This window comes from Paenibacillus sp. KS-LC4 (assembly GCF_036894955.1).
Taxonomy (GTDB): Bacteria; Bacillota; Bacilli; order Paenibacillales; family Paenibacillaceae; genus Pristimantibacillus.
In genome coordinates this window covers 251,830-266,274 of sequence record NZ_CP145905.1, presented here as the reverse complement: position 1 = coordinate 266,274, position 14,445 = coordinate 251,830, and the positions used below count along the sequence as shown (strand labels likewise).

Annotated in this window: 12 protein-coding genes; 4 read left to right on the top strand and 8 right to left on the bottom strand. The window is 45.8% G+C overall.

The annotated features are described in order from the left end of the window. Nucleotides 1–66: 66 nt before the first annotated feature. The 3 genes from V5J77_RS01180 to V5J77_RS01170 form a co-directional block, all read right to left on the bottom strand. Nucleotides 67–624 carry a hypothetical protein gene (locus V5J77_RS01180; protein WP_338553981.1) on the bottom strand — a complete coding sequence of 186 codons (558 nt, stop codon included), beginning with the start codon at nucleotides 622–624 and terminating at the stop codon, nucleotides 67–69. Between the two features lie 38 nt (nucleotides 625–662). After that, the gene (locus V5J77_RS01175) at nucleotides 663–2,351 is read right to left on the bottom strand and encodes a hypothetical protein (protein ID WP_338553980.1); all 1,689 of its coding nucleotides are present in this window, start codon (nucleotides 2,349–2,351) and stop codon (nucleotides 663–665) included. An 82-nt stretch (nucleotides 2,352–2,433) separates the two neighbouring features. Then, nucleotides 2,434–3,150, bottom strand: coding sequence for a hypothetical protein (locus tag V5J77_RS01170; RefSeq protein ID WP_338553979.1), 717 nt, complete (start codon nucleotides 3,148–3,150; stop codon nucleotides 2,434–2,436). 428 nt (nucleotides 3,151–3,578) lie between these two features. Between V5J77_RS01170 and V5J77_RS01165 the strand changes: the two genes are divergently transcribed. After that, nucleotides 3,579–3,896, top strand: a complete 318-nt coding sequence (locus tag V5J77_RS01165) for a transposase (RefSeq protein ID WP_338553978.1) — start codon at nucleotides 3,579–3,581, stop codon at nucleotides 3,894–3,896. Between the two features lie 126 nt (nucleotides 3,897–4,022). Here the strand turns inward: V5J77_RS01165 and V5J77_RS01160 are convergent, their stop codons facing one another. The 3 genes from V5J77_RS01160 to V5J77_RS01150 form a co-directional block, all read right to left on the bottom strand. Then, the gene (locus V5J77_RS01160) at nucleotides 4,023–5,234 is read right to left on the bottom strand and encodes an acyl-CoA dehydrogenase family protein (RefSeq protein ID WP_338553977.1); all 1,212 of its coding nucleotides are present in this window, start codon (nucleotides 5,232–5,234) and stop codon (nucleotides 4,023–4,025) included. A gap of 24 nt (nucleotides 5,235–5,258) precedes the next feature. Then, nucleotides 5,259–6,335 carry a dimethylsulfone monooxygenase SfnG gene (gene sfnG / locus V5J77_RS01155; RefSeq protein WP_338553976.1) on the bottom strand — a complete coding sequence of 359 codons (1,077 nt, stop codon included), beginning with the start codon at nucleotides 6,333–6,335 and terminating at the stop codon, nucleotides 5,259–5,261. A 328-nt stretch (nucleotides 6,336–6,663) separates the two neighbouring features. Further along, nucleotides 6,664–7,278: a TetR/AcrR family transcriptional regulator C-terminal domain-containing protein gene (locus tag V5J77_RS01150; protein ID WP_338553975.1), complete on the bottom strand. Its 615-nt coding sequence runs from the start codon at nucleotides 7,276–7,278 to the stop codon at nucleotides 6,664–6,666. Nucleotides 7,279–7,520: 242 nt separating this feature from the next. On the opposite strand from V5J77_RS01150, the gene V5J77_RS01145 reads away from it, so the two are divergent. Together V5J77_RS01145 and ssuD are read left to right on the top strand one after the other, a co-directional pair. After that, nucleotides 7,521–8,960: a 4-hydroxyphenylacetate 3-hydroxylase N-terminal domain-containing protein gene (locus V5J77_RS01145; protein WP_338553974.1), complete on the top strand. Its 1,440-nt coding sequence runs from the start codon at nucleotides 7,521–7,523 to the stop codon at nucleotides 8,958–8,960. Between the two features lie 51 nt (nucleotides 8,961–9,011). Then, nucleotides 9,012–10,163 (top strand): FMNH2-dependent alkanesulfonate monooxygenase, encoded by a 1,152-nt coding sequence (gene ssuD / locus V5J77_RS01140; RefSeq protein WP_338553973.1) that lies wholly within the window; start codon nucleotides 9,012–9,014, stop codon nucleotides 10,161–10,163. 123 nt (nucleotides 10,164–10,286) lie between these two features. Here the strand turns inward: ssuD and speB are convergent, their stop codons facing one another. Both speB and speE read right to left on the bottom strand, forming a co-directional pair. Further along, a complete protein-coding gene (gene speB, locus V5J77_RS01135) occupies nucleotides 10,287–11,156 on the bottom strand; it encodes an agmatinase (protein WP_046229589.1) in 870 nt (289 codons plus the stop codon). Between the two features lie 31 nt (nucleotides 11,157–11,187). Continuing rightward, nucleotides 11,188–12,015 (bottom strand): polyamine aminopropyltransferase, encoded by an 828-nt coding sequence (gene speE / locus V5J77_RS01130; protein ID WP_338553972.1) that lies wholly within the window; start codon nucleotides 12,013–12,015, stop codon nucleotides 11,188–11,190. A 184-nt stretch (nucleotides 12,016–12,199) separates the two neighbouring features. Here speE and V5J77_RS01125 point away from each other — a divergent pair, with 184 nt between their 5' ends. Then, on the top strand, nucleotides 12,200–14,425 hold the full coding sequence (locus V5J77_RS01125) for a PBP1A family penicillin-binding protein (RefSeq protein WP_338553971.1): 2,226 nt from the start codon (nucleotides 12,200–12,202) through the stop codon (nucleotides 14,423–14,425). Nucleotides 14,426–14,445: the final 20 nt, after the last annotated feature.

Genomic DNA, 14,445 nt, shown 5'->3' with positions numbered 1-14,445 from the left:
TTTACTTCGAAATGAGCCTCTTATCAATTAGCAACAGATAGACACTCTCACTTTACACCCCTTAGGTTAACCATATTTTAATAATCCTTTATTTTTGCAATAATTCTCTTCATAGCAATAATAAAATATATTGTTCTTTCCCTCATCGTATCCCCGAATAATTAGTATCTCTCCGTTGAAATATAAGGATCCTCGATCAGCACTCTTTACCTCCCAAGTCGTTTCGCTGGAATCGGTAATTTCTAGATGTTTAATCTTCTTATTATTTATATCAATCACGCTTGTATAAAAGCTTTCACCTAGTTTTAGAACATCAATTGTTGAATTATTATTTTGGTACACACTTTCAAGCGACACATTATATCCATCTCCATTACGAGTAACCAACGCTAAAACCTTCTCATTATTTTCTTTATTCAACATAAATGTATAATAATATAGCTTATCTGGCGTTAAATAATTAGAAAGATAATCAAATTTTTCCGAATTGTATTTTTCTTGAACAAAAATAGATACAGCTGCAGAATCAATTTTAGCAGGCTGGTTTATCGTACTCCCACTATAAATCACAACAACAACCATTAAGCATAAGATTGCAAAGAACAATACCATTTTCTTCCTCATCAATTAACTCCCCTTCCGCTTATAATTGGCTACTACTATTAACGGCTAATTAAATAGTTCTGCTTTAATTTCTCCAAATAATATAAGTCCGCCAGATTCAAAGGAGCATCCAAAGAAACAATCATTTTTTCTAAGTCAATTGTCTTTTGTTTTAAATCTTTTAATAATGAGTCATAAAGCTCTTTGTTAGAAACTTCCTCCCTTTTTATATTTAAAAGCAAATTACTAATAAGAAACATCCCTTCTGTACCTTCCATAAATCTTTCAACATCTAAATTATTTACGTATAAAACCTTCATAACTTCTTCTGACTTTATAGTTTGAAAAGATAGTTTTATATTTTCAACAATCAAATAAATATTTAAATTAAACTCATCTTTGATTGCTTTTCTTTCGATATATTCTTCGATATTTTTTTCGAAATGAAGGTCATTCTCCTCGTATTCTGATAGAACTTCTGAATAATAGAAAGCAGATATTAACGTTTCATCAGAAACACCCTCGTATAACCCCCATTTTTGACTGTTGATATATTCGGTGTAAGGAATATTAAATTTTAAAATATCATTAATTAATAATACTCTATTTTTATTTATCGAAGATAATTCTTGAAAATTATCCAGACTGCTATTCACTAAACCCCTTATTTTTTCTATATTTCTGTTTTCCAAACCATACTTGTTATTTAGATATAAAATATAAAAAGTACTATTAATATCAAAAGCACTTTTAAACATTGGAGAGAATCCACCAAAGAAACTTTTTTGTTCTAAAAGAAAGTCCTTAATTCCTTCAATGTTTTTTACCTCTTTGTTGTAATGATCATGAATTTTAATCACTATATTTGTTGCCTGCTCATCGGAAAATTCACTGAGATCATAACCCCAACCACCATCTCCATTTTGATTTCGATTTATTTTACCCCAAAATAACTCATCCGGCTCATAATCTCTGTCTAAATGCCCTGCTAATTCAATAACCACATCAATTTCAAGTAACTGATTGCTCTCTATAAGTATTTGAGAAATGTCATCTTTATATAAATCCTGAATCAATTTCTTATCATAATCAATTTCTAGTTCATCCCCTAATTTAAGCAAAACTGAAATGAACCTAACATCCACTTTATTCTTCAGCGATTCATTTAAAATATTTTCACTCCATTTAATTGTTTGTATGTCTGGGTTCATATTTAAATATTTTTCTATCTTCACTGCGTAATATGTAGAGGAAATTTTATTGATCTCTGAAAAATCATCGACCCTAAGATCTGAATATTCATAATAATAACTACCGCTTATAGATTTCAAATTCTTCAACAAGTTCGAAATTTCATTTTTGTGATTATTGATTTTCATATTAAACATTGAGTTCAAAGCAACATAATAATATAAATCAAAGATAAGATTAGTATTATTTTCATTCAATAAATTGTCATACTCTTTTTCCAAAAACCGTTTTATCGACTCTATTTCATGTTCAGAAAAATTATAGTTTATTCTCATTAGTGCATCCACAATAAAGTATGTTGAGTAAAGTGATCCAAATTGGTTTTGAATTGGTTGCGCTGAATAACCACCACTATATAAGTTCATTTTCCCTGCTATATTGTTCAGTTTGCTTATTTTAATGCTGGTGTTTTGATCATTGATTCCCTTAGTATCATCATGAATAACACATCCAACAACAATACTAAAAGAAAAAAACAAGATTAATATTTTCTTCAATATAGTTCTCATCATATCTCCTATTTGGCTTTAAAATTGTAATGAAAGAGAGCTAACAGTAAATCTGCTAGCTCTCTTATTATTAATCTATTGTAACAGAGGCCATTGGCCTTAAATCAGAACCCCATGGAGTTCTTACGAATACAGATCCCTCATGTGTAGCTGGCCCTAAATACAATAAGCTCGATGCACTTGTACCTGCAAAACTTGATTGATGATAATTTTTATTAATCACAGCCACACCTGTCAGCGTGCTTGTTGAACCACTCCCAGAGAACCCAGGAGAAGTAGATAAATTAATTGATGCACTTGAGAAAGACAGGGTATGATCAATTCTCATCATTTGAGCTGTACCTCCTCCTTCCCAAAATCCAGCTGTTGAACCGCCAACGCCCGTCCAATGAACAGCACCAAGAAGATTATTCCAATGATAACCATAAAAAGTACTAACAGCCAAGGCATCTCCTTGTCGTTGTGATAGAATACCTGTTCGATAAGATTCTTCGCACTGGGACATACAATAACTAGCAGATTTGAGTGTGATTTTATTTTCTGTGTTATATTCCGAAACAGCTTGTTCTAAGTTATAACTGGTTGTTTTGAAATATTGTTCTTTTAGTATGGTATCAAGTTTAGTAACCTCTATAAACGGATCTATATTAGTTGCATCTTCATAAGAAATAGTAACCAGACCCTCGTTGACAACTTGAATCTCAGCTTTCTCAGCATAAACAGGTGTAGCAACAAAAACCAAACAAATCATAGTTAGAAAAATCATGAAGCTTTTATTCTGTTTCATAAATATCACCTCTAGTTTTTATAAATGAAAGCTGGCCAGCATTTCATAAAAATTAAGAGTTACTATCTTGATACTTAAACATTTCTCCTCTTAAGAAAGATATTTTTAAGCAAATTTACTTGAGCCTTTTTATATAATTGTTTAATAAATTAGAAAATAGATGGTTATCCGAACTCACATTACAGAATCGACCTAATTAATTATATTATTCCCTTATATAAAAATAATCCCCTTTAACTAGAAAAGAAAACACTTAAATGAGACAGTAACTTTATAACTCCATAATTATACAATGTAATATATTTCATGTCAGATTTCAACTATTTTAATTTATTAAAATTTGGTTTTATAAATTTCAAATCCCTTTTTATATAACTTCCTGATCGAAAAAAAATAGAGAATTTATATAAGATTGTCACCTATTTAAAATGATATTGCATTGCCATTTGCAAGAATCTATTAGCCATTGGATCTCAGTCAATATAAAAAGAGGGGCTGTCCCAAAAGTCATAAATGACCAAGTACGCGAGAAACTTAGGAGCGACGAGGGATACGCCCTGTCGGTTCGACGAATGATCAAGCCCGAGAGTGTATTTGGACAAATGAAGAACAATTGGGGATTCCGGCGCTTTCTGCTTCGTGGCCTGCCGAAGGTAAGCCTTGAGTTCGGACGGCTTTCGCTCGCCCACAATTTGCTCACGAAAGCGACAATAGACCAAAAGTCAGAAATAGCGGTGCAGGGATGACCTCCCTAGCACCGCCATTTCTTTATTTTTGCCTATTTTTCATGAAGCGAGCTGTTTCCTCAAGTGAGCGAACTTACTTTTAGGACAGCCCCTATTTATTTTAGCAGAAGCTTCCTCTTTACTAGATTAGTCTCCTCCCTCATGCCACAGCTCCAGCGGAAGACCGACTAACGCTTTGCCAATCCACTCTCTGGCGATATTGTTGGAAGGCCCCATGGCAATACCCGCTCTGGCATCTCGGAACAAACGCTCGAATACGCCTTTTTTGTAGCCATAGCCTCCCGTTACATCCAATGCCGCTTTTGTCGCTTTGTTCGCCACCTCTGCTGCATGAACCTTAAATTCCACAAGCGGCAGCAGCAGCTCGACCTGCGGCCTTCCCTGTGCTTGCAGCTCATCCAGTTGCTTCGCAAGCGATAGCTGCCATGGCTTAAGGCTCTCGATCAAGATTTTCACTTCAGCCAGCTGCTGGCGAATAATTTGATAATCGGCCAGTCGTTTATTGAAATCCCGATGAACCATGCCTTTCACATAAGCGGTTGCCGCCTCCAACGCAGCCTCCGCAACGCCCAGCCAAGTTGATCCAAGCCCAATCAGATATACCGGAGATACGCCGCTCTCCAAAATTTCGCGCCCTTGTCCTTCAATTCCTAATTTGTCCTTCTCCTCAACGCGTACGCCCTCATAAGTAATTGGGCCGCTATGATTGCCCCGCACGCCTAATGCATCCCATACGCCAGGCGTAATGCCCGGAAGCTTGCTATCTACTAGGAAAAAGCTAACATCGGTAGGGGTCTGCGCACCAGGTGTCCTCGTCTGGAACACATAAAAATCCGCCTGGCCCGAGCTGGTCGTGAAGGATTTCTCGGCATTCAGTATATAGTCTGCGCCATCACGAGAAGCCTCGCTGAAGTTGAACCACCAATGACCCCCTGATGCCTTCTCACTAGTCGAATACGTACCTACAAGCCCTTCGCTTACTGGCACGAGCCAGCGCTCCTTCTGATCGTCGTTGCCGTAAAGCGCAATCGTCTGAACGGCACCCACATGCATCACATAAACCAGTGAAGTAGAAGGACAGCCCTTACCGATTTCCTCAGCCGCAATAGCGAAGGCGACATGATCCAATCCGCGCCCCTTCCATTGCTCAGGGATCAGTACGCCATTCCAGCCAGCTTCAGCCAGTGCTTGCAGATTTTCTTTAGGAAAGCGGCCTTCTCTATCCGTCGTCTCCGCTCTTGGCTTAATCTCCGCCTCCACCAAGCTGCGAATTTCTCCTCTTAGCTGCTCATAGTCAGGCTTAACACGGTCTGCAGACGATACAATTTGTACACTCATCTTCATCTCTCCTTAAATTTCGTATTATTGGGCAGCTATACTTAGCAATGCCGCTTCCTTCTCTCGAACCAGTGGAATAACTTTTTCGCCGAACGCTTTAATTTCCTCGTCATAATGCAGAAAGGCAGTTAGAATGAGGTCTACCCCAATGGCCTTTAGAGCGATGATCTTGTCAGCCACCTGCTCAGCCGTGCCAATGAGGCCCGTTTTAAAGCCATCGTTGTACTGCACTAGATCGTTGTAATCTGAGTTCGCCCACATTCCCTCCCGCTCAGGCGAGGCTTTCCCGGCAAACTGCACTTGACTTCGGAAGCCTTCCACAGCCTCGGGGTCCGAATACGCGATAATATCCCTAAGCACTTGTCTAGCCTCTTCCTCCGTATCCCGTACGATAACAAATGCATTTGCCCCTACCCGCACCTCGCGATTATTAGCCGCCGCAGCCGCCTTAACCTCATCAATTTGCGCCTTAAAGCCTTCGATCGTATTGCCATTCATAAAATACCAATCCGATACTCGCGAGGCCATCGTTCGTGCTGCCGAGGAATTTCCACCCTGAAATACTGGCGGAATGACGCTTGGCTTCGGCTTCAGGGGTGCGGCGTTAAGGCGATAGAAATCGCCGCGGAAGGAAGCTTCATCCTGCGACCATAGCTCTTGCAGTACGCGGATAAATTCCTCCGACCTGCGGTAGCGCTCATCGTGATCCAGCCACGGCTCGCCATAGCCATGAAACTCTCCCTTAAACCAACCGCTGACGATATTAACAGCAGCCCTTCCATGGCTGATATGATCAATGGTTGAAATCATTTTGGCGACGGTTCCCGGATGCCATAAACCCGGCAACACAGCTGCTATCAGTTTAATCTTCGAGGTCACTGCCGCCAGCGCAGAGGCCAGACTAATCGCCTCCAACTGATTGTCTGCTCCATAGCTCGCTATGAAACGGGTCTGGAGCAGCGCAAATTCGAAGCCCGCTTCTTCTGCAAGCTGCGCGTATCTCGCATTATCATCGAACGACCATCCGGTTTTTTGCGGAATTTTGGAGATAACCAAGCCTCCGCTTACATTTGGCACCCAATAAGCAAATTTCAAAGTCATGTTACTCACCTCTACAGATTTTTTAGTTAAGGGAACAGCCTAACACCTTCCCTCCTTGCGGCCCGATTTTGCGCACGAAAAAGACACCTGAAGCTTTACAAAATCAGGTGCCTTTAGTGGTCTAATCGGCAGTTTTTTGATGATGGTATCTTCACAAAAGAAAACATTTAATTCCGATAAGCTTAATCGAATTTGATATTAATAATAGCTAATCACGCTAGCAATGCAACCGCCATTTAGAGCAATTTTGTTGGATATCCTACATTTGGTTTATGGAATAGCAAGGATCAAAACGATAATCCACTTTGCAGCCGAATCTGTAGTGAGCTTATTTTTGCAGCCCCATTGCCGCATACGTTCCCGAAAGAGAGAGGCGTGTAAGCTGGAGGGCAATGTAACGCGGGGAATAAATCATCCGCTGGTCAAGCCAGCTTTGAATAATGCCCATAATGGATGCGCTCATATAATCAAGCAGCAAGTCCATTGGAACCATCATCTTCTTCTCCAGGCTCATCGCTGATATTTGGGCATAGCAGCTTTCCCGGATGACCTCCGCTATCTTCACTCCGAAAGCTTCGCTTGGCCTTTTAGCAAACATCGCGCTGTAGAAGCTTTCATTGTCCGCAATATGCTCGAATAAGGCGAGAAAATAAGGATCAGGCGCTTCAAAACCCGGCTGCTCGCGCTCCGGCTTCGCAAGCTCATGCTCCATAAGAATGCGAAGGGCAGAAAACTTTTGTTCCACGATTTTATCCAGCAAATCATACTTATCCAAATAGTGGGCATAGAACGTTGAGCGATTCACATTGGCTTTCTCCGTAATGTCCTTAATGATGATGCTTGAGAACTCCTTCTCCATCATGAGCTTCACAAAGGCATCTATAATCGTCTGGCGCGTACGTTGAATACGGCGATCAACAGAATGAGCGTTTGAATGTTCCATCTGATGAACTTCACTCCTCCTCCGCTTAGTCCGACACATGAATTGAATATGTTGGAAAAATAGGCTATAGGTAAAGCACGGCAACATACGGCCTCTTTATGTTGGTTTAGCAATAAAACCCGGCAGATTGTTTGTTGCCGCCTTCAGGTTACTAGCTATAATAATAAATAAATCAAACTAAATCAATTGGTTTTTGCGAGATTAAAAAACAGGGGATTACCCATGAAAGGAGACCAGCTTCAGTGCGGGGAGGACATTTTCTTCAAAGCTTGAATGATGGAAGAAGCGTATGGCTGGGAGGAGAAAAGCTAAGTGATTTGCCTTCCCATCCAGCCTTCAAAGGCACGCTTGAGACGATCAAAACCTTGTTTAATCAACTCGACGACCCAGAAGTGAGAGATAAAATCGGCTTTCAAGTTTCAGGAACCGACCGCTATGCCCATAGTTCCTTTCTTGTACCCTATACTTCTGAGCAGCTTGCGAAACGCAGCGAGTCGTTTGCTTTCTGGTCTCAGGAGACGCACGGCATGATGAGCAGGCTGTCCGACTATGCACGATCCTTGGTAACCGGCTGGTATGCGGCAAAATCCGAGCTGGGGCAGCTAGATCCCCATTTCGAATCCAAAATCACCGCCTATTATGAGAAAGCGCGGGATCAGGATTTATTTTTGACTACCGCCATTATCGACCCGCAGATTGACCGTTCAAGCAGTCTCGAAGACAGCCGCATCTCCGAACGTTTTCTGCATGTGGTGAAGGAGACGAGCGAAGGCATCGTCGTACGCGGGGCCAAAATGATTGCGACAGGTGCGCCCTACACCCATGATTTCCTCATTTTCTCCTTTCTTAAATTCAAGTCTGAGGAGCACAAGCACGCTCATGTGCTGATCGTACCGGCTAACTCGCCGGGGCTGCATATTGTGTGCCGGGAATCCTTCGCAGACGGCAGAGAGCAGAATCATATATTGAGCTCTCGTTATGACGAGATGGATGCCGTGCTATTTTTCGATGATGTGCTCATTCCTTGGGAAAGGGTGCTGCTGCACGGCGATTCCGAGAAGGTGCTCGCGCTCAGAGCGAACAAAACAGCCAATGCGCTGGCTTTCCATCAAAATGTTGTGCGCTATGTCGCCAAGCTCGAATTTGTAACTGGCATTGCATTCGCGATTGCGGAGGCGATTGGCGCCAATGGCTTTCTGCATGTGCAGGAAAAGCTCGGGGAGCTGCTTACCCAAATTTCAGTCATGAAGGCGCTCGTCATCGCCTCAGAGACACAGGCCCGGCCCGATGCTGCCGGCGTGCTCGTTCCGGAAATTTCCTACATTGATGCAGCTCGCAATATTGGAACAAAGTTTTATCCGCGAGCTATCGAGATTGTCCAGCAGGTCGGCGGCGGCGGGTTTGTGCAGGCACCCGCAGGCGTCGAGGACTTCTATGGCCCTATCTCAAAGCTGATGCATCTTTATTTTGAGGGTGCCTCTGTCAGCGCCGAGAAGAAGGTCCAGCTGTTCAAGCTGGCTTGGGATTTGGTCGGAAGTCCGCTCGGATCACGGCATGAGCTGTATGAGCGTTTCTACGCCGGTGATCCCGTTCGGGCTTATGCCAACCAATATCTCGGCTTTGATAAGGAAAGCCTGACAGACCCCGTCTGGCGGCTGCTTATGGAGAGCAGCAAACGCTGATTGACAAGGTTGCGATAAAGCAATCATTTTAAAAAAGGAGGCCACTACGGCATGGAAATATTCTGGTTTATTCCCACACATGGTGACGGGCGATATTTAGGAACACGCGAGGGAGCGCGGGCTGTCAGCTACTCCTATTGCAAGCAAATTGCCCAAGCGGCCGATGAGCTGGGTTACAGCGGCGTTTTGCTGCCGACGGGCAAGTCCTGTGAGGACGCCTGGGTCGTCGCCTCCAGCCTCATCCCGGTTACCGAACGATTGAAATTTCTAGTGGCGGTCAGGCCGGGGCTCGTATCGCCCACCCTTGCCGCCCGCATGTCCGCAACGCTGGATCGCTTCTCTAACGGACGCTTGCTGATTAATGTCGTAGCGGGCGGCGACCCAATCGAGCTTGCCGGAGACGGCCTTTTTCTCAGCCATGATGACCGTTATGCGCTGACTGAAGAGTTTCTCGAGGTGTGGCGCAAGGAGCTTCAAGGGGAATCGGTGGATTTTACAGGCGAGCATATTCGTATCGAAGGCGGCAAAGCGCTTTATCCACCCATTCAAAAGCCCTATCCTCCGCTCTATTTCGGCGGCTCCTCGGAAGCAGCCATGGAGGTCGCTGCCGAGCATGTCGATGTGTATTTAACATGGGGTGAGCCGCCTCAGCAGGTTGAGGAAAAGATCAACCGGATGAAGAAGCTCGCAGACGCACAGGGCCGAACACTGCGGTTCGGCATTCGTCTACATGTCATTGTCCGTCCTACTGAAGAGGAAGCCTGGCAAGCAGCTAATGAGCTCATTCAGCATTTAGATGAAGAGACGATTGCTTCTGCCCAGCAAATTTTCGCCAGAATGGATTCCGAGGGCCAGAAAAGAATGGCTCAGCTTCACGCTGGCGACCGCTCCAAGCTGGAAATCAGCCCTAATCTGTGGGCCGGCATCGGACTTGTTCGCGGCGGTGCAGGTACGGCGCTGGTCGGAAGCCCGGACAGCGTTGCTGCACGTATGAAGGAATACGCGGAGCTGGGCATTGAAACGTTTATTTTGTCAGGCTATCCGCATCTGGAGGAAGCTTACCGAACAGCCGAGCTGCTCTTTCCGAGGCTGCCCTTAAACCATAGGAATGGCGAAAGCCACCCTTCCTTCATCAGCCCGTTCGGCGAAATGATCGCCAACAATGAACTACCGAGCGGGGAGAAGCTGACAGCGAAGCGGTAAAATCGCAAAAATCCTTATTTTCAGAAGTAGACAACCTGAGCTCACATGAAAAAGAAGCTTGCCTCGGCCATCTATGCCAGAGCAAGCTTCTTTCTGATTTCAAATGCTGCTTATATTGAAGTGCTACTTAATAAAACCAAGCAGCATTTCGCGAATGACCTTCGCCGCAACGATTTGCGTTTGCTCCGTCGGGTCATAAGCAGGCGCTACCTCAACAAGGTCGCAGCCAACAACGTTTACACCGGAAGCTGCGATAGCGTGAACCGCTTCAATCAGCTCCTTCGATGTAATGCCGCCAGCCTCTGCTGTGCCCGTGCCCGGCGCTGCCGAAGGGTCAAGCACATCAATGTCGATCGTCAAGTAAACCGGACGTCCTGCCAGCTCCGGAAGCACTTTTTTCAAAGGCTCCAGCACCTCGAACGGGTGGAAATTGATGTTCTCGCGGGCATATTGGAACTCCTCGCGGGAGCCCGAACGAATACCGAATTGGTAAATGTTTTTGCCGCCAAGCAGACCTGCTGCTTTGCGCAGCGGCGTGGAGTGCGACAAAGGCTCGCCTTCATAGCTTTCACGCAGATCCGCATGCGCATCAAAATGAATGATCGCAAGATCCGGATATTTCGCATACACCTCTTGGAAAATCGGCCACGACACGAGATGCTCGCCGCCCATTCCAACTGGCATTTTGCCATCGTTCAGAACGCCGCGAACAAATTCGCCGATAATTTCAAGGCTGCGTGCCGCGTTGCCGAATGGCAGCAGCAGATCGCCTGCGTCGAAGTATTCAATCTCCTCCAGGCTGCGGTCGAGATACGGGCTGTATTCTTCCAGACCAATCGACACCTCGCGAATGCGCGGAGGGCCGAAGCGAGAGCCTGGGCGGAAGCTGACGGTGAAATCCATCGGCATGCCGTAGATTACCGCTTTGGAAGCCGCATAATCCTCAGAGCTCAGGATGAAGACGTTGCCGGAATATTTTTGATCGAGTTTCATGAGGGCTTGTCCTCGCTTTCTGTGCGTTTGCTTATTTAATCAGGTCTTCCACAAATTTAGGCAGCACGAATGCCGCTTTGTGAAGGCGCGGAGAATAATATTTCGTATCGATCTCAGCGATCGAGGCTTCTTCAACCTCAAGCGGATCGTACTTTTTGCTGCCCAACGTAAATGTCCATAGGCCGCTCGGATACGTAGGAATGTTCGCACCGTACACGCGCACGATTGGGAACACTTCTTTCACATCCTTGTTGACGCTTTGGATCAGGTCAGCCTTAAACCAAGGGTTGTCTGTTTGTGCAACGAAAATGCCATCTTCCTTCAGCGCTTCGTAAATGCCTTGATAGAAGCCGCGTGTGAACAGGTTGGCTGCAGGGCCAACTGGCTCTGTGGAGTCAACCATAATGACATCATACGTGTTTTTGTGATCGTGGATATGCATGAAGCCATCATTCACGATAACTTCTACGCGCGGGTTGTCCAGCTCACCAGCAATGGTCGGCAAATATTTTTTCGAATATTCGATAACTTTACCGTCGATATCAACGAGAACTGCCTTTTTCACCTTAGGGTGCTTCATGATTTCGCGAATAACGCCGCCGTCGCCGCCGCCCACAACGAGCACTTGCTCAGGGTTCGGGTGCGTGAACAGGATCGGGTGCGCTACCATCTCGTGGTAAACGAACTCATCCTTAACTGTTGTCATAACCATGCCATCCAATACGAGCATCGTTCCGAATTCTTCCGTCTCAATCATATCGAGCTTTTGAAAGTCCGTTTGTTCCGTCACATAAGTTTCTGTAATCTTCGCCGTAATGCCGAAGCTGTCCGTTTGTTTCTCCGTGTACCACAATTCCATAGCGTGATATCCCTTCTTTCCGTCAATGGTTCAATCTGTATTATAGTAGAACGAGGTCAAAAAGCAACCTTTTACACCATATCCGTCCAAAAAATTAACACTCCGCTAACATAGGATGAATATAGCCTCCCTGCTTTTTCCATACTAAAGAGGAATGATCGTTCATCCGAAGGGAGCACGCTCCATGAACAAGCACAAAATCAAGCCCGCCAAGCCGTCCTTAAGCCGCAAGCTTTCCGCGTTTTCTGAGCGGTTTTTCCCTAGACTCCACAAGCGGCCAAGCCTGAACGGGCATAGGCGCCCACAACCAACCCAAGCACCCGCACAGCAAGCATCTCGGCAGCAAACGCCTGGCATGGTTCAGCAGCCTACGGCCTTTCGTCGATTTAAAAAATGGGCGGGGCGAATTGCCGCACTGTTTCTGCTGCTGACCGCCAGCCTCGTCGGCGCTCTGCTGTATTTAAGCATGCAGTCGCTGCCCGCAGCATCCATTAGCCAAACCTCTCAAATGCTCGACCTGCACGGTCAGGTTATTGATACCTTCCACACTGGCGAAAATCGCCGCTCGGTTCCGCTCGATCAAATTGCTCCCAACCTGGTGAAGGCGACCATCGCTATTGAAGACAGGCGCTTCTACAGCCACCCTGGCTTCGACATTAAAGGATTGGGGCGCGCCATTGTAGCAAATACCGTTTCGCTATCAGCCAAGCAAGGAGCTAGCACGCTGACACAACAGCTCGCCCGCAATTTGTATTTGACGCATGAGAAAACGTGGCAGCGTAAATTCAAGGAAGCGATCTACACCATGCAGCTAGAGATGCACTATTCCAAGGATGAAATTTTGAGCCTTTATTTGAACCAAATTTATTACGGTCACGGCGCTTACGGCATCGAGGCGGCAGCTTCGCTCTATTTTAATAAGAAGGCATCGGATTTGACGCTCGCCGAAAGCGCCATGCTGGCAGGCATTCCGAAGGGTCCCAAATACTATTCCCCATACATGGATATGAAAAACGCCAAGGACAGGCAGCTTACCATTTTGTCCATTATGGCGGAGGATGGCATGATTTCCAAGGCGGAGGCGGATAAAGCCTATAAAGAGCTGCTGCAATTTCAGCCTCTTGGAGCCGGCAATCAAAGTGGATTCGCGCCATATTTTCGCGACTATGTGAAGTATTTGGCCGTGGACAAGCTTGGCATTAACGAACAACTGCTGAACGAGGGCGGCATTACCATATATACAACCCTTGATCCTGTGGCGCAAAATGCTGCCGAAACCGCCATCGACAAGGAATTGTCGGGCAGCGAAGGGCAGCAGGCGGCGCTCATCTCGCTCGATCCGCGCAATGGCTATATTAAAGCCATGGTTGGCGGACGCGATTACAAAAATAATCAATTTAATCGTGTTTTTGCCGATACACGCCAGCCCGGCTCTTCGTTCAAGCCGATTGTTTACTTGACTGCGCTTCAAAGCGGCCTGCTGACGCCTGCTTCACGCTTCAAGAGCGAGCCCACTTCCTTCATTTATGATGAGGGACGCAAAGTTTATAAGCCTAGCAATTACAATGACAAGTACACCAACGACTTTATTACGATGCGGCAAGCGATTGCCAGCTCCGACAACATTTACGCTGTAGATACCCTTATGACGGTTGGCGCAGACAAAGTCATTGAGACGGCTCGCAAGCTGGGTATTACGAGCCCCATGAGCCCGCTGCCTTCACTCGCTCTGGGCACCTTCCCAGTCAGCCCTTACCAGATGGCTTCCGCTTTCGCTGTACTGGCGAACGGAGGCAAGCGGGTAGAGCCGATTGCCATCATTCGAATCGAGGATCGCAGTGGACATACTTTATATGAAGCGAAGCAGCAGGCCGAGCAGCTTGTTGATCCCGCAAATGCGTTCGTACTGACCAGCCTGATGGAAAGCGTCTTCGAAAGCGGAGGCACCGGAAATCGCGTGGCAGCCATGATCAAGCGGCCCGTGGCTGGCAAAACGGGCACGACTGCTAATGATGCTTGGCTGGTTGGCTATACGCCAGAGCTGGCCACGGCGGTGTGGACAGGCTTTGACAAAGGCCGCAAACTGACCGTAGCCGAAGCGCACCATGCAGCGCCGATTTTCGCAGCCTATACCGAGCAGGCGCTATCAGCGGTTCCGCCAAAAATTTTCCCGATACCGGCAGATGTCGTCAGCGTCTACGTTGATCCAGCCAGCGGCAGGGTAGCCGAAGCCACCTGTTCGGGGAAACAGCTCGAATATTTCGTCAAAGGAACTGAGCCTAATGAAGTATGCGGCGAAGCCTCTGGCGATCCCGGCGACCCCTCCGTTCAGGGAACAGTAGAGAGCAAAGCTGCCGAAGAACGAAAATCATGGTGGCATGACTTGAAGCGCTGGTGGCAGCATGAGTAAGACAAAAACCTAAAAGTAAA